The following is a 19,908-nucleotide window of genomic DNA, read 5'->3' as shown; positions in this document are numbered from 1 at the left end:
ACCGAACGGGCTTCCGGGCGCGTCAGAGCCAGCGGCGGATGGGCAGGACTGCCGCCTCGCGCATGCGCTGTGCAGTGGAGCGGCGCTTCCACCGGCCGCGCTCGACACGTGTGCTCCGCTTCAGATCCTCCTCGAAGTGACCGTCCAGTGTGGCGGTGAACTCCTTGGCCAGGACCGCGAGCATCACTTCCTCGTCGTGTTCGAGCGAGCGGCGGTTGAAATTGGTCGAGCCGATCAGCGAAGCCACACCGTCCACCGTCAGAGCCTTGGTGTGGAGCATGGTCGGCTGGTACTCGTAGATCTTCACTCCGCAGGCGAGGAGATCCTCGTAGTAGTGCTGCCCGGCCAGCCGGCAGACCCGCTTGTCGGTATGCGGTCCGGGGAGCAGTATCTCCACGCTGACGCCCCGACGAGCCGCGGCACACAGCAGTTCGATGAAGTAGACGTCGGGAGCGAAGTAGGCCGTGGTGAGCCGCAGCCGCTCCTCAGCGGACTCCAGCACCACGCGCAGCAGCGTCTGCATGTCCTGCCAACCGAAGCCCGCCGAGCCCCGGACCACCTGCACGACCGCGTCTCCGTGCGCCGCGGCGCCGACGAACCTGTCCCGTTCGGTGAACAGCTCGTCGTGGCACTCGGCCCAGTTCTGCGCGAAAGCGGCGGCCAGTCCGTCCACCGCCGGGCCCTGTACCCGCACGTGGGTGTCGCGCCACTCGTTCTCGTCCCGGGCGTCGCCGCACCACTCCTCGGCTATCCCGACCCCGCCGGTGTACGCCGTCTCCTCGTCGGTGATGAGGACCTTGCGGTGGCAGCGGTGGTTCTGCTTGAGCGGCGAGAGGTACAACGGCTTGCGGAACCAGGCCACCTCCACCCCGGACTCGTCCATCAGTGCCAGCTGGTCCTTCTCGATCAGCCGGCACCCGAAGCCGTCCAGCAGCAACCGCACCCGCACCCCGGCACGGGCACGTTCCGACAGTGCCTCGGCGAACTGCTGGGCTATGTCACCGCGCCAGTACACGAACGTCATCATGTCGATGGTGTGTTCGGCGCTCCGGATGGAATCCAGCATCGCCGCGAAGATCTCGTCACCGTTGCGGAGCGGATCGAGCGTGTTGCCTTCGGTCGCGGCGATGCCGATCAGGCGCTCCAGCCGCCGCCGGAGCCGTTGCGCGCGGCGCGCGAACTCGGCTTCGTCGAGACTGGTGAGTGTGGATCTCGCATCCATGTCGCGGGACATCTTTCTTCGGTGGGTCAGAGGGACGGGCAGGCCGACTTTACTCCCGTACCCTCGAACGTCTGAGCCTATCGAGTGTTGTGCGACATACGGTTAAGCAGGTGCTTACGGGACATTTCGAGCCTGCAAGTCCCAGCGCCGGCCGGATTTCACCATCGTCGTCCGGGCGCTTGCGCCGCGTCGGTCCACCGATGGCCGCCGCAGCGGAACCCGCTCGACATGTCAGCCTCCGGGGCGAGATCCTCGGGCATGGAGTTCCTCTGTTACCACCGCGACAGGCCCGGCTCCGCGCCGTTGCGCGCTGAGCTACTGGAAGAGCACTGGTCCTACATGGATCGATATGCGAAAGAGATGATCGCCCGGGGCCCGACCCTTGCCGACGACGGCGACACCCCCACCGGCAGTGTGCACGTCGTCGACCTGCCGAGCCCCGCCGCCGCCCGCGCGTTCGCATTCGACGAGCCGAACTACCAGGCCGGCGTCTACCGGGACGTGCTGCTGAGGCGATGGCGCAACACGCTGGGGCGTACCATGTGGGACTTTCCGGGCGGGCCGGAAGGCGGCCGGCGCTATCTGGTGATCGGCCTGGGCGAAGGGCAGGCCGCCGACCTCGCGGTGCCGCCCTGCCGGGACGAGCTGATCGCCTACGGGCCACTGCTGTCCGACGACGGCGCCACCTGGCTGGGCACGGCGGCGTTGGTCCGGGCACCGGGCCCGGACGCGGCGCGCTCCGTCCTGACTCCGAACCGGTATGCCGGTATCGAGGTGCACAACTGGCAGTTCGGCGGGCGTTCGTGACGGCCGGGAGTCCGCCACCGGCGAACGGATCCTCGCGTCGCCGCTGACTGATTGACTGCCCGCCGGGGCGGACCCCGGCGCGGAAGAAATCCGTGGTGACGCCACGGGCCCCGCTCTACGATGGGCCGATGGCGTCGATCAAGCAGGTCCAGGTCACCTTCGACTGCGCGGATCCCGAGCGCGTCGCTCGCTTCTGGTGTGAGGTGCTGGGGTACGTCGTACCGCCGCCCCCGGAGGGGTTTGCTTCCTGGGCCGATTACGATCGCTCGTTGCCGCCGGATCGTCAGGGTGCGTCCTTCGCGTGCGTCGATCCCTCGGGTGCGGGGCCTCGGCTGTACTTCCAGCGGGTTCCCGAGGGCAAGGTCGTCAAGAACCGGGTGCATCTCGACGTGCGGGTCGGCACGGGGCTCGTCGGCGAGGAACGTCTGGCCGTACTCGAGGCGGAATGCGCACGGCTGGTCGCGCTCGGCGCGGTACGCGAGCGGCTGCTGCTCGCGGACGACGAGAACGAGTCCTGCATCGGGATGCAGGACGTCGAGGGCAACGAGTTCTGTCTCGACTGAGTGACCGCACATAAAACCCTGCTCCGCCGGCCCGGTGACGCGCCGGCCCGATCGTCCGGCGGCCTGCTGATCCGCAGGCGCCCGGACGCCCGGCCCGGACCGAGGCGGTCCGAAATGGTCCGAGGGGCTTTCGCCCGGCGCAGCCGCTTGCGAGCGGTCGCGCCGGGCCTGGTCGTCCCGCCGGTGTCGACTGCCCCCGCGACGCACTCAAGTCGCAGCCCGTGCACGGTAGTCGGCGACATCGCCTGGCGCCCGCGACATGCCATGGCGAACTCCCGGAATCTCCGCAGGCGCGTGGTCCACCGCCGTATTCTCCGGACAGCCGTACGCCTTGAGCCCCTGCACGCCTCCGTTGCCGAGTGCCTGGGGGACTGGTGCACGACCTCCCTCGGCGGGTTCGTGGTGTGTCCGGAAACGGAATCGCCTCCCGTCCGGTTCCGAGACCCTTCAGCCCCCGATTCCAACGGAAACACAACACCCCTTAGCCTTAAGTGCAATAGTCTATTCAGCCGAGTTGCATACGAAAGGCGACAACATGACGGTTCCCGAGAGCACTCCTGGCGGTGTGGAGGCCACAACCGCTCTGCTGCAGGCGGAACTTCCGCGACTGGAGGAGCAACAGCAGGCGCTGGAGAAGGACCTCGCGTCGGTCACCGCACGCCTGAGCTCGGTTCGCTCCGCGCTGACCGCGCTGCAGGCCCTCTCCGCCGTGCCGCCGGTCCTGAACGGGACCGCGCCGCGACCCGCCGACAAGGCGGAGCCGCAGCCCGCGGTGTCCGCAGCCGTCGAAGAAGCGACGGCCACCGCACCCGCGGAGCCGTCCGAGGCCAAGGTCACTTCGGTGACGGCCGCGACGAAGGGCACTTCGGAATCGGCCGCGACGAAGGACGGGGCCGCAACCGGCCGCGGAAGTGCTCGCAAGAGCTCCGTCAGGCCCAGCACGCCGGAAACCTCACCGGTGGAGCAGGGAGAGCAGCCGGCGAAGAAAGCAAACGCCAAGCCCGCCGGAACGGCCAAGCCCGCCGGAACCGCCAGGTCCGCCAAGTCCGGTCAGACCGCCAAGTCCGCCAAGCCCGTGAAGCCGGCAAAGGCCGCGAAGGCCGCGAAGGCCGTGAAGCCCGCCCGTGCGCAGAAGGCGTCGTCCGCGACGGCGTCCGCTCCCGCGGTGCCGGAGGGCGGAAGCCTCACGGAGCAGGTCATGGAGATCGTGGCAGCCTCGGGCGGCAAGGCCCTGCGCGCCAGGGACGTCACGGAGGCGCTCGGCCGTGAACTCACCGCGGGCAGCATCAACACCGTGCGCGGCACGCTGGACAGGCTCGTGGCCACATCGCGCGCGCACCGTGCGGGCCGCGGTCTTTACCAGGCGCCCCGCAAGTAGCCGCCGACGTGTGACGCGAGGGCCGCGACGGTGAGCGGTTCGCGTCACACGCCGGTGTCCGGTGTGATGTGCGTTCCGGTGGCCGGCGCAGGGGGCGGCGCTCGCCCGGCTTCCCCTTTTCCGGATTCCGCTGGGCGGCCAGGGCATCCACTTCGCCCACGTACGGGTCCGCGCAGCGCGCGGTGGTCGCTTCGCGGCCGTCGAGGAGCCGGAACTCCATGCCGAGGAACCGCGCGACTTCTTCCGCCCCCACCGGGCTGCGGTGACGAAGTGAGAACGCCTCCTCGCGGTTGAAACGGCGATCGGGTCACGGGGAACCTCCGAATGACCCCGAACTTCCGTGTGGCAGTTTCGGTGTATTTCGGTTCCTGGAACGAGGGTAGTGAACTGCCGGGAACCAGCGCGCCCTCCGAGCCGACTACTGGACCGGCTGACCACGGTCTGCCCGTCCCGTTTCCGCCCGTGAGGAGAGCAGTCATGTCCGTCGAGCCGGCCGTACGACCTTCGCCCGACGGGCAGGAGTCGCGGCAACCCCCGCCACCGGCCGCGCCAGGCCGGGCATGGCTCCGGCCGCTGGTGCTGCGGCTGCACTTCTACGCCGGGGTGCTCATCGCGCCCTTCATCCTGGTCGCCGCGGCGACGGGCCTCCTCTACGCCGGCTCGTACCAGGCCGAGAAGATCGTGTACGCGGACGAACTGCGGGTTCCTGTCGGGAAGAACGAGCTGCCGATCTCGCGTCAGGTGGCGGCTGCCCGGGAGGCACACCCGGAGGGGAGCATCAGCGCGGTGCGCCCGTCGCCGGAGGACGGAGCGACGACGCGCGTGCTGCTGTCCGGAGTGCCCGGGGTGAATCCCGACCACACCCTGGCTGTGTTCGTCGACCCGTACACCGCTGAGCTCACCGGGAGCCTGGAGCAGTACGGCTCCAGCGGCGCCCTCCCTCTGCGCACCTGGATCGACGAGCTCCACCGCGATCTGCACCTGGGCCAGACCGGACGGCTGTACAGCGAACTCGCCGCGAGCTGGCTGTGGGTGATAGCCGGCGGCGGCCTCGTGCTCTGGTTCGGTCGGCGCAGGGCCCGCAGGAAGCTGCGGGGCACGCAGGGCCGGCGGCGCACGCTCTCGTTGCACGGCGCAGTGGGCGTATGGGCGGCGATCGGCCTCTTCTTCCTGTCGGCGACCGGTCTGACGTGGTCGACGTACGCCGGGCAGAGCGTGTCGGATCTGCGCGAGGCCATCGGCCAGACGACTCCGGCGGTCGCGGCCGGTCTCGCGTCCGGGGGTGAACACGCCGGCCACACGCCGGCGGGCGGAACGGGTGAGACGCCGGACGAGGGCGTCGGGCTCGACGCGGTGCTGGAGGCCGCCCGCGCCGAACGACTGTCGAACCCGGTGGAGATCGTGCCCCCGGCCGACGCATCGTCCGCGTACGTCGTGCGGCAGATCCAGCGGAGCTGGCCCGAGAAGCAGGACGCCGTCGCCATCGATCCGTCCAGCGGTGAAGTCATCGACGTGGTGCGGTTCGCCGACTTCCCGTTGCTCGCCAAACTGACCCGCTGGGGCATCGACGCCCATACCGGCGCGCTCTTCGGACTCGTCAACCAGATCGTGCTCGCCGCGCTCACCGCCGGGCTGATGCTGCTGATCGTGCTGGGCTACCGGATGTGGTGGCAGCGAGGGCGGGGATCGGCTTTCGGCCGCCCGATGCCGCGCGGCACCTGGCAGAAGGTCCCGCCCCACATCCTGGTTCCCCTGCTCGCGGCGATCGCAGCCCTGGGGTACTTCGTGCCGCTGCTCGGCATTCCCCTGGCCGCCTTCCTGGCCGTGGACATCGCGCTGGGTGAGATCGCCTACCGGCGGGGGAGGCGTACGTACGCTTCCGCCGACTGACGGCGCCCCTTCGGACCGTGCCGGAACCGCGGGGTACGGTCCGAACTCCCCGGCGTCCCGCGACGTTCGGGAGGCACTCCTGCGCCGCGACGTCCGTGGGTGCGAGTATGGGGCCGCCATGGGACCAGGCCGGTGTTCACGAGCTGTACGGGCTGCGGTGTTCGCAGTCGTCTGTGTGCTGCTCGCTGCCACGGGCCATGTCCTCATGTCGGGAACAGCGGTAGCCGGATGGGCGATATGCCTCGCACTCGCAGGCACGGCTGCGGCAGCCTGGGCGCTCGCGGGACGTGAGCGGGGCCTGTTCGCCGTCACGTCGGCGGCCGTGGTGGCACAGACGGCGCTGCACACCGTGTTCGCTCTCGCCCCGTCTCCCGCCCGGCCTTCACCACAGACGGTCTCCTACGCCCGCCAGTGGGCGGAACGGCTGCTGTGCGGCGAGGGCTCATCCGTGCTCTCCGAGCGGGAGGCAGCCGACGTCGTCACGCACGCGGGCCTGGGCGGGCTGATTCACCAGCCCCCTCCCGGCTTCGAGGCGAGCGGCCACGGCCTCCACGCCATGCACGGCATGACGGCCGACGCGGCCGGGGGAGCGGTACCGGCTGTACACGGCGTCCCCGAGTCCCTCCTGACCTCCTCGACGGGGATGTTCGTGGCGCACCTGCTGGCCGCCGTGCTGTGCGGCCTGTGGCTCGCGTACGGGGAGCGGGCCGCCTTTCGAGTCCTGCGATCCTTCGCGATGCGGCTCTGGACTCCGCTCCAGCTCCTTCTCGCTCTGTCGGCGCCCCCGCAACGGCCTCGCCGGCGCGTCCGGTGTCCCCGCACGGTCCCGGCACCGGCACGGCTCCTGCTCGTGCACAGCATCACCTCGCGCGGGCCACCCACGGGGACAGCTGTCGCATAGACGGCTTGGTTCCCCGAGGCGTGCGCAGAGGATCCGCGGCGCCCCGGGCTTCGGCGCTGCCGTCCGGCAGGCCGCTCCCGTCACCGGCCCCGCCACGCGCGCAGCCGGATCTCCTGTGCCGTAAGGACTTCGTTGCGATGTCCCATGCCCAGTACGTACTTTCCGAGCATCCAGATGCCGACTTCTCCCGCACCGAGCGTTGGCCTGCCGAAGGTGCACACGCCGACCACCCGAGCCCCGACCATCCGTCCGCCGAGCACATCCACCTCATGCGAGCACCCGCCGCTCACTCGCCCACCGCGCATGCGCACCCGGAGCATGGGGACACCGGTCACTCACGCGCCGAACACCCGGCAGAAGCGCGCCCAGCTGTCCCTCACCCGTCGGCCCAGCACCCCTCGGTTCAGTACTCACCGGGCCCGTGCTCACCGGACGGCGAATCGCTGAGGCCCACCTGGCACACGGACGCCTCCGATGCGGTGGCGACCCGGCTCGCGTTGGCGGCACGGGACGGGGACCCCGCGAAAGCTGAGCGTTTCGTGCGCGCGCTCCACCGGGACGTCAGACGCTACGTCGCCCACCTCAGCGCCGATCCACAAGCGGCCGACGACCTCACCCAGGACGTGTTCCTCCGGGCGCTCACGAGCCTCCCCGCCTTCGAGGGCAGGTCCTCGGCCCGCACGTGGCTGCTTTCCATCGCGCGCCGCACCGTCGCGGACAGCCTCCGCCACGCCGCCGCCCGGCCCAGGCTCGCCGATCGCTCCGACTGGCAGAGCGCGGCCGAGCGGAGTCAGCCGTACGACCTGCCGGGGTTCGAGGAGGGAGTCGCCCTTGCCGAACTCCTGGCGGTGATCCCGGCCGAGCGACGTGAAGCCTTCGTGCTCACCCAGCTCCTCGGCCTGCCCTACGCCGATGCGGCAGAAGCAATAGGCTGCCCGGTCGGAACCGTACGTTCACGGGTCGCGAGGGCGCGCACCTCGTTGACGTCGCTGCTGAGGAACGCCGAAGCGGGTCCTGCGACCGCGGCCGTCGTCGCGGTGCGCGGTCCGGCTGACTGGAGGCGGCTGCGTGGCGGCCAGGCGGTTGCCGGAGCGGCGCCGCCTCCCGCCGGGTGAGACCGCCACCGCCGGGCGAGACCGCTTCGCCGGCACGTGGGGAGTGTCGGGTGGACGAGTTCCGACGTCGGCGGGAGACGGGACCCGGCGGCGGTCCCCCTGCAGGCGGGGTGTCGGGGCAACAGAGGGATGGCGAACGCGGAGGCTGTCGCTGCTCAGAGCTCGACGGCCTTGGCGTTCCCCACCGTCGCGCCCATGTTGCGTTCCATCATGCGCAGAGCGGCCACTGCCAGGTCCTCGTGGATGTGTGCCACGGCGTCATCGGGAACGGTCACCTGGAGGTGTCGGATATGCGCGTCGAGGGCGGAATAGAGGACGCACTGCTCGGTGACCTGACCGCAGAGCACCACGCGTTCCACATCCAGTTGTGAAAGGAGATAGGTGAGCGGTGTCTCGTAGAAGATCGAGTGCCTGGCCTTGATGACGAACAGTGAGTTCTCGTCGGGCAGCACCGGCTCGACCAGTTCGCGATGCGGACCCGACAACGTCGTCTCGATGATCTCACCGTGGTGGGACCGCCACTCCCCGAAATTGTCGTTCACATAGATGACGGGGACGCCGCCCTCCCTCGCCCGTCGGATGAGTTCCACGACGTTGGGGAGAGCCGCACGCACGGAGGGGATGAGGTGCTCGGCGTCGGGATGGTCGTACGTGTTGAGCATGTCGATGACAATCAGTGCGCTTCGGCTCATATCCACATGTTCTCACCGCATCGTGCATGGCGTCGTGAAGTCATGGTGTCGTGAAGTCGCTGCCGGTTCTCGAGCCGCACGAAGCGCCGAAGCCCGCGCACGGGGTCCCGAGCGCTCGGCGGCATCGAACCGCAGCGGCGGCGCAGTACGTCGCCGGGGCACCCGTACGTCAGTCGCGGCACAGGCAGAACGGGTGCCCCGCCGGGTCGGCGTACACCCGGAAACCACGCTTTCCGCCCTCGTCGTCGAGGTCCAGTGGAGTGGCCCCGAGTGCCAGCACCTGCTCCTGGGCGCGGTCGATGTCCGTGACGTCGAAGTCCAGATGCGCCTGCTGGGAGTTGCTGTCGCCACGGGGCCACTCCGGTGGCCGGTGGTCCGTGGCCCGCTGGAAGGCGATGCGCACTCCGCCCGGTGCGTGCAGGTCGTACCAGTCCTCGTTGTAGACCGTGACTTCGCCGCCCAGAACAGCCTGGTAGAACGCCGCGAGCGCGTCGGGGTCGGGGCAGTCGAGAGCGACGAGGGAGTACGTGGCGATGGGCATGTCCGAACCTTTCGTCGGCTGCGGGGCGTTCCGTTCCGCCCGGCCGCGGGTCAGGGGCGTCCGTCCTCCATGCGGACTCGGACGGTCGGGGCCTGTCCGGCGTGGGCTGCCGAGGCACCGAGGGCGGGCGCCTCAAGGTGATCTGCGCGCATGCGCGACGCCTTCCCTGAGGCACCCGGCGCATGCACATCAGGGCAGCGGCGTGCCGCCGGTGGCGTTCATGATCTCGCCGGTGATGAAGGACGCGTTCGCCGAGGCGAGGAAGACGTAGGCGGGAGCCATCTCGGCCGGCTGCGCGGGGCGGCCCAGCGGGCTCTGCTTCCCGAATTCCGTGGTGTCGGGCATGGTCGCGGGGATCAGCGGGGTCCATACCGGCCCGGGCGCGACCGCGTTCACACGAATCCCCTCGGAGGCCAGCATCTGGGCGAGCCCCTGCGTGAAGGTGACGATGGCCCCCTTCGTCATGGCGTAGTCCAGGAGGTGAGGGCTGGGCTTGAACGCCTGGACGGACGTGGTGTTGATGATCGAGCCGCCGGCCGGGATGTGCGGCAGGGCTGCCTTGCACAGCCAGAACATCCCGTAGAGGTTGGTGCGCACCACTCGGTCGAACTGCTCGGTCGAGATGGCGGAGATGCCCTCGGGCTGGGACATCTGGTAGGCGGCGTTGTTCACCAGCACATCGATCCGGCCGAACTCCGACACCGCCGTCTTGATCAGCTCGCGGCACTGCTTCTCGTCCCGGATGTCGCAGACCACGGGGACCGCCCTGCGACCGGCCTGTTCGACGAGACGGCAGGTCTCCTGCGCCTCGCCCTTCTCGTCGGGCAGATACGTCAGCAGGACGTCCGCCCCTTCGCGGGCGAAGGCCAGCGCCACGGCCCGGCCGATGCCGGAGTCGCCGCCGGTGACGACCGCCTTGCGGTCGAGCAGAAGGCCATGGCCCTCGTACGAGTCCTCGCCGTGGTCCGGGGGCGGATCCATGGGGCCCGTCCAGCCTGGGTGCTGTTGCTCCTGCTGGGGGAATTCGGGCTGCGGATGGGCCTCGGTCGGATCCTGCGGCTGTCCGGTGTCAGGCATCGCTCTCTCCTTGTCTCGGTCGCGGGCCACGGCCGTGGGGGACATGTGCCGCCGCGTGCCCCGGAGGCGCTCGGTCAATCATCCTGGGCGGACGAACATCGAGCATGTCGAGCGGCGAGCCCCGTACCGCACGGCGAAGACTGTAAATTCGAACAATGAGTCTTGAGACTGGCGCCGTTCCGCACGCGGCGAAGGGGGGCGGCCGGCTTCTCGCGGTGAGCGATCTCCACGTCGGTATCGCCGACAACCGGCCGATCGCCGACCGGCTGCATCCGACTTCCGACGAGGACTGGCTCATCGTCGCGGGGGACGTGGCGGAACAGGCCGCAGAGGTGGAAGCAACCCTGGAACTGCTGGCGGGGCGCTTCGCCAAGGTGGTGTGGACCCCCGGGAACCACGAACTGTGGACCGTGGACAGGGATCCGCTCCAACTACGCGGGCGGGCGCGGTACGAGCACCTCGTTGCGGTGTGCCGCGAGCTCGGCGTGACCACACCCGAGGACCCGTACCCGCTGTGGCCGGGGCCGGACGGTCCCGTGGCCGTGGCAGCCGTGTTCCTCCTGTACGACTACACCTTCAGGGCGCCCGGAACGGCCACCAAGGAAGAATCTCTGGCCAAGGCCCATGAAGCGGGCGTCGTCTGTACCGATGAGTATCTGCTGCACCCCGACCCCTATCCGACCCGGGACGACTGGTGCAGGGAACGAGTGGCACTCACCGAACAGCGGCTGGCCGCGCACGACCCCGACGTGCCCCTCGTCATCGCCGGGCACTGGCCCCTCCTGCGCGAACCCACCTCCGTCATGTGGTACCCGGAGTTCGCCCAGTGGTGCGGCACGGAGCTGACCGCCGACTGGCACACCCGGTTCAACGTCGCGACGGTCGTCTACGGCCATCTGCACATCCCCCGTACGACCTGGCATGACGGTGTGCGATTCGAAGAGGTCTCGATCGGCTACCCCAGAGAGTGGCGGAAACGAGGGCACCCGCGCGGTCTGATGAGGCAGATCCTCCCGTACGACGGTGAGCAGACCTCGTCCGAGGGGAGCGAACGCGCGTGATCGAGCGCCTTGTCCCCGAGTACGTCGCGAGCGCGGACACCTACGACGTGGACGCTCCGGCCGGCAGCCTCTATCCGGAGGAGGAACTACTGATCGCCACGAGTGTGGATCGCCGCAGACACGAGTTCGCGGCGGTGCGCGCCTGCGCGAGACGGGCCATGGCCACGCTCGGCCTGCCACCGGCGCCTGTGCTGCGCGGCCTGCGCGGCATGCCGCTCTGGCCCGCAGGGACCGTCGGCAGCATGACGCACTGCGACGGATATCGCGCGGCGGTGCTGGCCAGGGACTCGGAGGTACGAGCGATCGGCATCGACGCCGAGCCGAACGCACCGCTGCCGCCCGATGTCTGGGAAGTGATATCCCTGCCTTCGGAACGGAAGCGAATACCCACGGGCCCGGCGAATCGCGCGGTCCACTGGGGACGGCTTCTGTTCAGTGCCAAGGAGAGCGTCTTCAAGACGTGGTATCCGCTCACCCGGACCGAACTCGACTTCTCCGAGGCGGACATCACCTTCCACGGGCAGCCGGGCACCCTCCACGCGCACCCGGACACCGCGACCGAAGGCACGTTCACGGCCGAACTGCTGCGCACGGCGCCAGGGATGCCGACGTCGTACACGGGCAAGTGGCTCGTCGACGGCGGCTTCGCGGTGACCGCGATCGTGCTGCCCGCGGATTCGGGTGTGTGACGCGGTCGCGGACGAGCGGTCGCGGCCCGGCGGCAGCGGCAGCGGGAGGGGGTGACGAACGCTGACGCTCGGGGCGGCGGGCGGTGCGATGCGCCGGCCGGTGCGCTCCGTCGCGTCTCAGTGATCTGTCCTGTGGCGGGCCTGCCAAGGAGCAGCGACGCTCCCGCCCCGGGCGGCAAGAGATAGCGACGTTACTCCTTTCGGGGGTAGCGACGATAACGCCATGGTGTTAGCGTTGTTGTCGAAAGGGTTCATGGAACCGGGGCAATCTCTCTGTCGCAGGAGCATCCTCATGACCGAGCAGCACACCACCACCGCCCGCAGGGTCGCCGTCGTCACCGGGGGATCGCGAGGCATCGGCCGTGAAAGCGTCGAACGGCTGGCGGCGGACGGTTTCGCGGTCGTGGTCAACTACGCGGGCAGCAAGGACGAGGCCGACGCGGCGGTGGCGGCCGTCGTCTCTGCCGGAGGCGCCGCCTTGGCGCATCAGGCCGACGTTGCCGACGAAAGGGCGGTTGCCGCTCTTTTCGACGCTGCGGAGGAGGCTTTCGGGGGCGTCGATGTGGTCGTCCACGCCGCAGGCGTGATGGCGCTCGCCCCGCTGGTCGACCTTGATCTGGACGTCCTCGACCGAATGCACCGCACCAACATCCGCGGCACCTTCGTCGTCGGCCAGCAGGCGGCACGCCGTCTTCGTGGCGGGGGCGCGATCATCAACTTCTCCAGCTCCGTGCTGGCGTTGGCCCTGCCCGGCTACAGCGCCTATGCCGCGACCAAGGGGGCCGTCGAGGCGATGACCCTGATCCTGGCCCGTGAGCTGAGGGGGCGCGACATCACGGTCAACGCGGTGGCGCCCGGGCCGACCGCCACGGCGTTGTTCCTGGACGGCAAGGACGAGGAGACCATCGCCGCAATGGCCGCGCAGCCTCCTCTCGAGCGGCTCGGAACCCCCCAGGACATAGCTGAGGTCGTTTCCTTTCTCGCCGGCCCGGCCCGCTGGGTCAACGGCCAGGTGCTGCGCGCCAACGGCGGCATCGCCTGACGAGGGAGTCCGGGTGCACCAGTTCACTGACCGGCGGGAGGGCTCGGCCAGAGGATCGCGGCGCGAGGGGTGTGGCGATGCCGGACGCCGCCGTGGCCACGGACCGGACGAGCGGTGCAGCAGCTCTTGTGCTTCTCCGCGCCACCGCTATGTCGCTGCGCCCGTCCCCTCCGGCCGTCCGCTCGGGCCTGCGCAGCGCTTGGTAGCGTCCCTCCGGTGAGTACACGAGCGCGCATTCTCGAAGTCGCGGCCCAGCTGGTCGCGGAGTCTCCCGACGGGGACATTTCCACGCGAGCCGTGTGTGAGGCGGCGCAGGTCGGAGCGCCGGCCCTCTATCGCCACTTCGGGGACAAGGCGGGGCTGCTGTCTGCGGTCGTCGACCAGGGCTTCGACGCCTACCTGGCGACCAAGCGCGAACGGGGCGACACCACGGATCCCGTCGAGGATCTCCGCAATGGCTGGGACAGTCATATCGAGTTCGCTCTCCGAAACCCGAACCTCTACCGGTTGATGAACTCCCCCGCGATGCGGACGCCACCGGCTGCCGCGCTGGAAGCGCACCGCATATTGACCCGCGACCTGGAGAGGGCGGCCGCTCTGGGGAAGCTGCGCATCGCTCCTGAGCTCGCAGCCCAGATGATCATGTCCTCCACGACGGGTGTCGCCCTGATGCTGGTGTCCAGGCCCGCGACCTTCCCGGATGCGGGGGTGTCGGCGCGTGTGCGCGACGCTGTGCACGCGGCCGTCTTCACCCCGGACGCGCGGGAGGGCAAGCCGGTCGAGACCGACGTGCCCTCCACGGCCGCTCGCCTGAGTGCCTTGATGCGCCGGTCGCAGGGGACCGGGCTCAGCACGGCCGAATCGGCGCTCATGACGGAATGGCTGGACCGAGTGTCGAACGCCGAGCGAACCACCGGCTGACGGGAAGGGGGGCGGGGGAGGGGCGCTGCTGCCGGCTCCGGCTGGGCGAGCGCTTCGCCGACGCGGTCCCCGCCCCCTGTCCCGTCGTGTTCCCGATCTCCCTCAGGATGCTTTGTGGGGGTGAGCAAGCTGCCACCCCTCTGGCCGGGGCGGGCCCCTGCTCGGCCGACCAAGCGTGGGCCTGCTCCGGGATCCGGATCCCGAGGCCTGTCAGTCCTGGACCCTGCCCTTTTGCAAAGCAGATCCGGACCCGAACTCCCCGGCCATGGCGTCGGCCATTCGCAGGTGCGGGGCGGCTTCCGCGTGCCGGCCCTGGCGCTCCAGGGTGCGCCCGAGCATCAGTCGCGCGTAGTCCTCGACCGGGTTGCGCTCCAGCACCTCCCGCAGTTCGGCTTCGGCCTTGCCCAGTCGCGCCGAGTGGTAGTAGGCGCGGGCCAGCAGGAGGCGCGGCGCCACCTGCTCCGGGGCCTCCTGGACGAGCCCGCCGAGGATCCTGGCCGCGGTCAGGTACTCCTTGGCCTCGAAGAACAGCTGCGCCCGGTCCCACCGGTCGGCGGGCGTACCGAACTCGTAGTAGTTCTCGTCCACTTCTCCTCCTCCACCGAAATGCTTACGGACCCGTCAACACAGTGAGGTAGTTAAACATTCCACTAAATTTTCGGCGTGGGGGCCGGTGCTCCACGACCGTCCGGGAATAGGTTGTGCGCCATGAGCAATCTCGATCGCCAGGCCACCCCCTCGGTCTGCGGAGGGCGGGGCTTCGTCGTCGCCGAACCGGTCCGTGAACTCCTCACCCCGCGTCGTGTCCAGCTCGGCGAGTCCACCGAGGTGCGCAGGCTGCTGCCCAACCTGGGACGCCGCATGGTCGGGGCCTGGGCATTCGTGGACCACTACGGTCCCGACGACATCGCAGACGAGCCAGGGATGCAGGTGCCGCCGCATCCTCACATGGGCCTGCAGACGGTCAGCTGGCTGCACGAGGGGGAGGTGCTGCACCGTGACAGCCTCGGCAGCCTCCAGACCGTACGGCCACGCGAACTGGGCCTGATGACCTCCGGCCGGGCCATCAGCCACTCCGAGGAGAGCCCGAAGAGTCACGCCAGGTTTTTGCACGGCGCCCAGCTCTGGGTCGCCCTGCCTGACGCGCATCGGCATGTGGACCCGCACTTCGAACATCACACCGCCCTGCCCACCGTCACGGCACCAGGTCTCACCGCCACTGTGATCCTGGGTGAACTCGACGGCTCGACCTCGCCAGGCAGGGCCTACACCCCGCTCGTCGGTGCAGACCTGGCTCTGGCCGACGGCGCCGAAGCCAGACTGCCGCTGGACCCCGACTTCGAATACGCCGTGCTGTCCATGTCGGGCGAGGCCGAGGTCGACGGCGTCCCGGTGCTGCCCGGGTCGATGCTCTACCTCGGCTGCGGCCGTACGGAACTGCCACTGCGCGCCGCATCCGAAGCAGGGCTGATGCTGCTCGGCGGCGAGCCGTTCGCGGAGGAGATCGTCATGTGGTGGAATTTCGTGGGGCGTTCGCACGAAGAGATCGAAGAGGCCCGGCAGGCGTGGGCGGAGGGCTCCCGCTTCGGCGAGGTGCACGGCTACGACGGCGGCCGACTGCCCGCCCCCGCGCTGCCGCCGGTAGCCCTGAAACCGCGAGGACGGGTCCGCTGACCTGCAATGATGCACCGCTGTAGGGCTGCGTCGCGCGTGGGCTCACCAGCGCAGCCGCACAGGGCGCCACGTTCGATGACGAACCGGGTGGACTGCGACCGCGCTGACCGACGACCGGGGCGGTAGCGGCGCCGCCGGAGCCACACACCAGGTCGGCCCGTCCAGTGACCCGACTGAATCCGGAGCCGGCCGAGTCGCGGGGGTGACGTGTTCGACGTTCTGCGCGCTTTCGGCAACACCACCGACCGCAGCGTATGCAACTGCGTCGACCGCGTGGAGTGACGCTGTTCTGCCCGGGATCCCGATGTGACGTTCTGTCTGGTGTACCGCCGCAGTGAAGACGCGGCCTACAGCGCGGACCGGTCGTGCGGGATCCGGCGACGACGAGCCATGGCGCTCATTCCGGGTTGCCCGAGCCGGGCTCGGCCAGCTGCCGGTGCGCTTCGCCCTTCACTTTGTCGGGGAGCACCTTGTCGGCGATCGCCTGAGCCTTCGTCTTGGCCGAGCCGGTGACGGCTTTCTCCTTGCCCGAGAAAAGGGCGTCGAGGGCTTGCCGTGCGACCTCCGCCGGATCGTCCTTGTCCTGTCGTCCGACCTTGGTGTCGTCCATGCCGGCCCGGTGGAAGAAGTCGGTTTCGGTAGGGCCCGGCATGAACGAGGTAAGGGTGATGCCGGTGTCCTTGAGTTCGTTCTGAAGAGCTTGGGTGAAGGACTGCAGGAACGACTTGGAGGCGTTGTACACCGCCTGGAAGGATCCTGGCATCATCGAGGCGACTGAGGACGTGACGAGAATGCGGCCCTCATTCCGGGTCGCCATGTCGCGCACGACGCTTTTGGCCAGTTGCACCGTAGAGCGGATGTTGAGGTCGATGATCTCCAGCTCGTCCGCCAGGTCCGTGTCCTTGAACGCGCCTCCTTGCCCGACCCCGGCGTTGAGTACGACGACGCTCAACGGCTTTCCCTGGGTCGTGGCGGTGGCGAAAAGGGCGTCGGCCTGCTGAGGCACGCGGAGATCGGCCTTGACGGCCTCGACGTTCGCGGCGCCCGCCGCTCGAACCTGTCGGGCCGCATCGTGCAGGCGTGCGTCGTCCTCGGCGTTGATGACGAGATCGAAGCCGCGTTCGGCCAGTTGCCCGGCCAGTCGCAGACCGATGCCGCTGGAGGCGCCGGTGACCAGGGCGACAGGCCTGGCAGTGGTCATTGCGCTGTCTCCTTCCAAGCGGAGATGCCGGGCGGTCACGCGGTACGCCGGTCAGGGCCGGGAGCGATCGTCTGTCGGGTGTGACGCCGCTGCGCGCGCGTCCGCCCTCTGCCGGTCGCCCTCGCTCTTCATGCGCGCGTCACCCAGAGCGATGCCGTCACTCCGCCTCTTCAACCCTGCGAGTTGCCGGACCTTCGAGGTGATCAACTCTGCCGTTCTGGTCATCGGTCCTCCGTTTCGTGGACGGTGAAACGCGGCGCCCGGCCATTGCGAGCAGCCTGTGCACCGCGGGGCGCCATGAGGGCTGCCAGGCAGGGTGCCCTTCCCACCACAAGCCTGACATATCCCCGCGAACGTCAGCATCGGCCGCGAGTCCTGCGTGACCGCACGGCCACGCCTCTCCCGGCTTGCGGCGATGCAGCCGACTCCCGGAAGGCTGCCGCACCGCTTTCCGGCCAATGCCCCCACTGCCGGACAACAGCCCGCTGGGTGGCCCCGCCGGAGTACGAGCGCCCGGAGGGCGAGCTCCCGCATGCGTGAAGGGCGCGTACCCGAGATGCTGGCGGAGACCGGGCGCTGGTCGGCGTAGCCGTTCTCTGCGCTCACGAGAGAGAGGACGATCCGATGGCAGGCAAGGGCAAGGGCAAGGGCAAGAATCTGTCCAGTGGTGACGACGTGACGTGGAAGAGCCACGGGCAGGAGGTCGAAGGCACGGTCACGCGGAAGGTCGACCGACGGACGGAGGCCGCCGGGCGGACCGTGGACGCGTCCAAGGACGAGCCGCAGTACGAGGTGGAGAGCGACAAGACGGGCAGGACCGCGGTCCACAAGCCCGAGTCGCTCCGCAAGAAGGCCGGCGGCTCTTGAGCGGCGGACAGGGCGAGGAGCGGCAGGAGACCCTGGACCGCTTCGGGGAGGCGGTCAACATGACGGCCGGCGAACTCGAGAAGTGGCTCGAAACGGACCAGGCGCAGGAGGTGGGGCAGAAGAACGGCGGCGGGGAATCGACCGGCCATGCGTCCGGCCGCCGGATCGTGGAGCTCCTGCGCACCAAGAAGGCCGACCTGAGTGACGACGACCTCGCGCACATGCGCAAAGTCGTCGGTTACGTCCACAGGCACACCAAGCAACGTCCCGAGGGGGACGTCACCGAGACCCCCTGGCGCTACTCGCTGATGAACTGGGGGCACGACCCCGAGAAGTAGGTTCCGAGCGCCCTTCCGCCTCGGTGCGTGACGGCCGCCCGGACCGGGCCGCCGCGAGCGCTCCCGCTGCGCCAACGGTGATGGAGACCGAAGCTGGAAGAAGGAGGATCTCGAGGGCACTCGGCCGGAAAGCCGGGATCCCCACGCACCGACCCGATTCCTACGTACGGAGCAGGGAGCGATCGCCATGTCGAATCCGCAGCAGCCGGAGCAGAGGCGCAGCGACAAAGGTGCTGCGACGCCTCAGGGCAGTGCCGAGCTGAAGGCTGAGGAACGGAAGACACCCGGGGGCGGCGGCCGGGCACACGGCACGGACAAGGACGGGGCGAAGGGCGGTGGCCGCGGCGGCGACACTCCGCCCGAGCAGCAGCCCGACCATCCGTGACCACATCGCCGAAAGCACGGGGCCTCTTCAGGCCACGCACGTCGCCGATGTCGCTGTGCATACGCGGAAGCGACTCCGTACGGCCCCCCTCGGGCCCAGGCGTGGCCGGCCGCACCTGGCCGCGCGGATCGGATTCGCCTGCCGACAACAGCGAGCCGGAGAGGGAGGACGGCATGCCTGCTGGATCCAGCGCGAAGCGGGAACGTCAGTACGAACACATCAAGGAGAGCCAGGAGAAGCGTGGCTCGTCCGAGGGGCGGGTCAAGGAGATCGCCGCCAGGACCGTGAACAAGGAGCGGGCCCGGTCGGGCGAGTCGGAGCAGGCCGGCAAGGCGTCGACGCAGGACAAGAAGTCCGCCTACAGCCGCGGGGGCGGACGCTCTCACAAGGGTGCTCAGGGGCCTACCAAGGACCAGCTCTACGAGGAGGCCAAGAAGAAGAACATCGACGGGCGCTCCTCCATGAACAAGGACGAATTGCGCAAGGCGCTCGGCCGCTGACGGCGGTCCGGGCATCACCGGAACAACCGGACCCCGCGGGCCGGGGCGGATGGCCCGTCCCCGGTGAGGAGGGAAGCGGATGAACATCGCAGGCGCGGCGATCTTCGACGTGGACGGCACGCTGACCGACACCAACCACCTCCATGTGGTGGCGTGGTGGGAGGCGTTCCGGCAAGCGGGGCACCTCGTGCCGATGTCGGACATCCACCGGGCGGTCGGGCTCAGCTCCGGAGACCTGATCGAGCGGCTGCTCGGAGCCGACCGCGACGCTGAAGAGGACTCCGCCATCAGTGGCGCACACAAGGTGCTCTACGGGACGTACTACGACCGGCTCCCAGCGTTCGAAGGCGCGAGCGCTCTGCTGCGTGCCCTGGCGGAGCGCGGCTGGCGCGTCGTGCTCGCCACCTCGGCGAGCGGCCCGGAGCTGACGGCCCTGCGCCGAGCGGTGGACGCGGACGATGCCATCTGGGACACGGCGAGCTCGAGTGATGTCGCCGAGGGAAAACCCTCTCCTGAGCCGGTGCGCCTGGCCTGTGAGCTGGCGGGCGTCCGCGCCGGCGACGCCGTGTTCGTGGGCGACAGCGTGTGGGACATGGAGGCGGCAGGCCGGGCCGGGGTGCGTTCGGTGGCGGTGCTGTCCGGCGGCATCCCTCGCGCCGAGCTGGAGCGGGCGGGCGCGGGCATGGTGTACCAGGACGTCGGCGAACTGCTGGCTCACCTGGGCGACAGCGCGTTCGGGCCGAGGGTCTCCTGACGGAGCCCCGGCTCGCACCGCCGGCTGGGTCGTCGCGGGCCTGCCGATGCCCTCGGTGGGGGCCAGGGGCTACGGGCGGTGGTCGGGGAATTGCCAGGAGGGAGCGGCGGAGGAGACCTCGCCGCTCAGGCCCGGCCGGGCGGAGTCGGTGGGCGGCCGTCACGCCAGGTGCGAAGGTGAAGGAACGGGTGGTGCCGGTCAAGGCGAACAGCCGTTGGAGCTGTCCGGGCAGCGGCACGAGCACGATCAGGCGGCTGCGGCCGCTCCCGTCCAGGTCCGCAGATGCTCGT

At 69.7% G+C, this 19,908-nt stretch carries 22 protein-coding genes; 16 read left to right on the top strand and 6 right to left on the bottom strand.

The annotated features are described in order from the left end of the window. Positions 1 to 22: 22 nt before the first annotated feature. Positions 23 to 1,222, bottom strand: coding sequence for a phospholipase D-like domain-containing protein (locus ABZY45_RS23280; RefSeq protein ID WP_356742595.1), 1,200 nt, complete (start codon positions 1,220 to 1,222; stop codon positions 23 to 25). Positions 1,223 to 1,480: 258 nt separating this feature from the next. Here ABZY45_RS23280 and ABZY45_RS23275 point away from each other — a divergent pair, with 258 nt between their 5' ends. From ABZY45_RS23275 to ABZY45_RS23250, 6 genes are all read left to right on the top strand, one after another. Then, positions 1,481 to 2,029 (top strand): YciI family protein, encoded by a 549-nt coding sequence (locus tag ABZY45_RS23275; RefSeq protein ID WP_356742954.1) that lies wholly within the window; start codon positions 1,481 to 1,483, stop codon positions 2,027 to 2,029. Positions 2,030 to 2,157: 128 nt separating this feature from the next. After that, entirely contained in the window at positions 2,158 to 2,592 is a 435-nt protein-coding gene (locus tag ABZY45_RS23270; RefSeq protein ID WP_356742594.1) for a VOC family protein, read from the top strand. A 535-nt stretch (positions 2,593 to 3,127) separates the two neighbouring features. Further along, positions 3,128 to 3,970, top strand: coding sequence for a hypothetical protein (locus tag ABZY45_RS23265; protein WP_356742592.1), 843 nt, complete (start codon positions 3,128 to 3,130; stop codon positions 3,968 to 3,970). 477 nt (positions 3,971 to 4,447) lie between these two features. Then, the gene (locus ABZY45_RS23260; protein WP_356742591.1) at positions 4,448 to 5,860 is read left to right on the top strand and encodes a PepSY domain-containing protein; all 1,413 of its coding nucleotides are present in this window, start codon (positions 4,448 to 4,450) and stop codon (positions 5,858 to 5,860) included. Between the two features lie 205 nt (positions 5,861 to 6,065). Then, positions 6,066 to 6,761 (top strand): hypothetical protein, encoded by a 696-nt coding sequence (locus ABZY45_RS23255; RefSeq protein WP_356742590.1) that lies wholly within the window; start codon positions 6,066 to 6,068, stop codon positions 6,759 to 6,761. A gap of 443 nt (positions 6,762 to 7,204) precedes the next feature. Beyond that, a complete protein-coding gene (locus tag ABZY45_RS23250) occupies positions 7,205 to 7,876 on the top strand; it encodes a sigma-70 family RNA polymerase sigma factor (protein WP_356742952.1) in 672 nt (223 codons plus the stop codon). Positions 7,877 to 8,031: 155 nt separating this feature from the next. Here the strand turns inward: ABZY45_RS23250 and ABZY45_RS23245 are convergent, their stop codons facing one another. From ABZY45_RS23245 to ABZY45_RS23235, 3 genes are all read right to left on the bottom strand, one after another. After that, positions 8,032 to 8,568 (bottom strand): isochorismatase family cysteine hydrolase, encoded by a 537-nt coding sequence (locus ABZY45_RS23245; RefSeq protein WP_356742588.1) that lies wholly within the window; start codon positions 8,566 to 8,568, stop codon positions 8,032 to 8,034. A gap of 169 nt (positions 8,569 to 8,737) precedes the next feature. After that, on the bottom strand, positions 8,738 to 9,109 hold the full coding sequence (locus ABZY45_RS23240) for a VOC family protein (RefSeq protein ID WP_356742587.1): 372 nt from the start codon (positions 9,107 to 9,109) through the stop codon (positions 8,738 to 8,740). A 189-nt stretch (positions 9,110 to 9,298) separates the two neighbouring features. Then, entirely contained in the window at positions 9,299 to 10,186 is an 888-nt protein-coding gene (locus ABZY45_RS23235; RefSeq protein WP_356742586.1) for an SDR family oxidoreductase, read from the bottom strand. A 155-nt stretch (positions 10,187 to 10,341) separates the two neighbouring features. On the opposite strand from ABZY45_RS23235, the gene ABZY45_RS23230 reads away from it, so the two are divergent. The 4 genes from ABZY45_RS23230 to ABZY45_RS23215 all read left to right on the top strand — a co-directional run bounded on the left by ABZY45_RS23230 (position 10,342) and on the right by ABZY45_RS23215 (position 13,899). Then, entirely contained in the window at positions 10,342 to 11,247 is a 906-nt protein-coding gene (locus tag ABZY45_RS23230) for a metallophosphoesterase (protein ID WP_356742585.1), read from the top strand. Beyond that, entirely contained in the window at positions 11,244 to 11,936 is a 693-nt protein-coding gene (locus tag ABZY45_RS23225; protein ID WP_356742583.1) for a 4'-phosphopantetheinyl transferase superfamily protein, read from the top strand. The genes ABZY45_RS23230 and ABZY45_RS23225 overlap by 4 nt, the downstream gene beginning before the upstream one ends. Positions 11,937 to 12,228: 292 nt before the next feature. Then, positions 12,229 to 12,978 (top strand): SDR family oxidoreductase, encoded by a 750-nt coding sequence (locus ABZY45_RS23220; RefSeq protein WP_356742582.1) that lies wholly within the window; start codon positions 12,229 to 12,231, stop codon positions 12,976 to 12,978. 216 nt (positions 12,979 to 13,194) lie between these two features. Beyond that, positions 13,195 to 13,899, top strand: coding sequence for a TetR/AcrR family transcriptional regulator (locus ABZY45_RS23215; RefSeq protein ID WP_356742581.1), 705 nt, complete (start codon positions 13,195 to 13,197; stop codon positions 13,897 to 13,899). A 210-nt stretch (positions 13,900 to 14,109) separates the two neighbouring features. Here the strand turns inward: ABZY45_RS23215 and ABZY45_RS23210 are convergent, their stop codons facing one another. Beyond that, positions 14,110 to 14,487, bottom strand: coding sequence for a tetratricopeptide repeat protein (locus tag ABZY45_RS23210; RefSeq protein ID WP_356742579.1), 378 nt, complete (start codon positions 14,485 to 14,487; stop codon positions 14,110 to 14,112). Positions 14,488 to 14,607: 120 nt separating this feature from the next. Between ABZY45_RS23210 and ABZY45_RS23205 the strand changes: the two genes are divergently transcribed. Continuing rightward, the gene (locus ABZY45_RS23205) at positions 14,608 to 15,573 is read left to right on the top strand and encodes a pirin family protein (RefSeq protein ID WP_356742578.1); all 966 of its coding nucleotides are present in this window, start codon (positions 14,608 to 14,610) and stop codon (positions 15,571 to 15,573) included. A 397-nt stretch (positions 15,574 to 15,970) separates the two neighbouring features. Here ABZY45_RS23205 and ABZY45_RS23200 read toward each other — a convergent pair whose 3' ends face one another. Next, a complete protein-coding gene (locus ABZY45_RS23200) occupies positions 15,971 to 16,774 on the bottom strand; it encodes an SDR family NAD(P)-dependent oxidoreductase (protein ID WP_356742577.1) in 804 nt (267 codons plus the stop codon). Between the two features lie 624 nt (positions 16,775 to 17,398). Between ABZY45_RS23200 and ABZY45_RS23195 the strand changes: the two genes are divergently transcribed. From ABZY45_RS23195 to ABZY45_RS23175, 5 genes are all read left to right on the top strand, one after another. After that, positions 17,399 to 17,641, top strand: a complete 243-nt coding sequence (locus ABZY45_RS23195) for a DUF2945 domain-containing protein (RefSeq protein WP_356742575.1) — start codon at positions 17,399 to 17,401, stop codon at positions 17,639 to 17,641. Continuing rightward, a complete protein-coding gene (locus ABZY45_RS23190) occupies positions 17,638 to 17,979 on the top strand; it encodes a DUF3140 domain-containing protein (RefSeq protein ID WP_356742573.1) in 342 nt (113 codons plus the stop codon). The genes ABZY45_RS23195 and ABZY45_RS23190 overlap by 4 nt, the downstream gene beginning before the upstream one ends. Before the next feature lie 187 nt (positions 17,980 to 18,166). Further along, a complete protein-coding gene (locus ABZY45_RS23185; protein ID WP_356742571.1) occupies positions 18,167 to 18,364 on the top strand; it encodes a hypothetical protein in 198 nt (65 codons plus the stop codon). 173 nt (positions 18,365 to 18,537) lie between these two features. Continuing rightward, on the top strand, positions 18,538 to 18,864 hold the full coding sequence (locus tag ABZY45_RS23180) for a plasmid stabilization protein (RefSeq protein ID WP_356742569.1): 327 nt from the start codon (positions 18,538 to 18,540) through the stop codon (positions 18,862 to 18,864). Between the two features lie 85 nt (positions 18,865 to 18,949). After that, positions 18,950 to 19,618 carry an HAD family hydrolase gene (locus tag ABZY45_RS23175; RefSeq protein WP_356742951.1) on the top strand — a complete coding sequence of 223 codons (669 nt, stop codon included), beginning with the start codon at positions 18,950 to 18,952 and terminating at the stop codon, positions 19,616 to 19,618. Positions 19,619 to 19,908: the final 290 nt, after the last annotated feature.

Origin of the sequence: Streptomyces sp. NPDC006516, assembly GCF_040611875.1 — a bacterium.
Lineage (GTDB): Bacteria > Actinomycetota > Actinomycetes > Streptomycetales > Streptomycetaceae > Streptomyces.
Note: the sequence above shows the minus strand (reverse complement) of the source record. Positions and strands in the feature narration are given on the sequence as shown.

What these genes read in the sequence shown, in the direction of transcription:
- ABZY45_RS23280 (WP_356742595.1), bottom strand. Translation starts at nt 1,222, where the DNA reads ATGGATGCGAGATCCACACTCACCAGTCTCGACGAAGCCGAGTTCGCG.
- ABZY45_RS23275 (WP_356742954.1), top strand. Translation starts at nt 1,481, where the DNA reads ATGGAGTTCCTCTGTTACCACCGCGACAGGCCCGGCTCCGCGCCGTTG.
- ABZY45_RS23270 (WP_356742594.1), top strand. Translation starts at nt 2,158, where the DNA reads ATGGCGTCGATCAAGCAGGTCCAGGTCACCTTCGACTGCGCGGATCCC.
- ABZY45_RS23265 (WP_356742592.1), top strand. Translation starts at nt 3,128, where the DNA reads ATGACGGTTCCCGAGAGCACTCCTGGCGGTGTGGAGGCCACAACCGCT.
- ABZY45_RS23260 (WP_356742591.1), top strand. Translation starts at nt 4,448, where the DNA reads ATGTCCGTCGAGCCGGCCGTACGACCTTCGCCCGACGGGCAGGAGTCG.
- ABZY45_RS23255 (WP_356742590.1), top strand. Translation starts at nt 6,066, where the DNA reads ATGTCGGGAACAGCGGTAGCCGGATGGGCGATATGCCTCGCACTCGCA.
- ABZY45_RS23245 (WP_356742588.1), bottom strand. Translation starts at nt 8,568, where the DNA reads ATGAGCCGAAGCGCACTGATTGTCATCGACATGCTCAACACGTACGAC.
- ABZY45_RS23240 (WP_356742587.1), bottom strand. Translation starts at nt 9,109, where the DNA reads ATGCCCATCGCCACGTACTCCCTCGTCGCTCTCGACTGCCCCGACCCC.
- ABZY45_RS23235 (WP_356742586.1), bottom strand. Translation starts at nt 10,186, where the DNA reads ATGCCTGACACCGGACAGCCGCAGGATCCGACCGAGGCCCATCCGCAG.
- ABZY45_RS23230 (WP_356742585.1), top strand. Translation starts at nt 10,342, where the DNA reads ATGAGTCTTGAGACTGGCGCCGTTCCGCACGCGGCGAAGGGGGGCGGC.
- ABZY45_RS23220 (WP_356742582.1), top strand. Translation starts at nt 12,229, where the DNA reads ATGACCGAGCAGCACACCACCACCGCCCGCAGGGTCGCCGTCGTCACC.
- ABZY45_RS23205 (WP_356742578.1), top strand. Translation starts at nt 14,608, where the DNA reads ATGAGCAATCTCGATCGCCAGGCCACCCCCTCGGTCTGCGGAGGGCGG.
- ABZY45_RS23200 (WP_356742577.1), bottom strand. Translation starts at nt 16,774, where the DNA reads ATGACCACTGCCAGGCCTGTCGCCCTGGTCACCGGCGCCTCCAGCGGC.
- ABZY45_RS23195 (WP_356742575.1), top strand. Translation starts at nt 17,399, where the DNA reads ATGGCAGGCAAGGGCAAGGGCAAGGGCAAGAATCTGTCCAGTGGTGAC.
- ABZY45_RS23185 (WP_356742571.1), top strand. Translation starts at nt 18,167, where the DNA reads ATGTCGAATCCGCAGCAGCCGGAGCAGAGGCGCAGCGACAAAGGTGCT.
- ABZY45_RS23180 (WP_356742569.1), top strand. Translation starts at nt 18,538, where the DNA reads ATGCCTGCTGGATCCAGCGCGAAGCGGGAACGTCAGTACGAACACATC.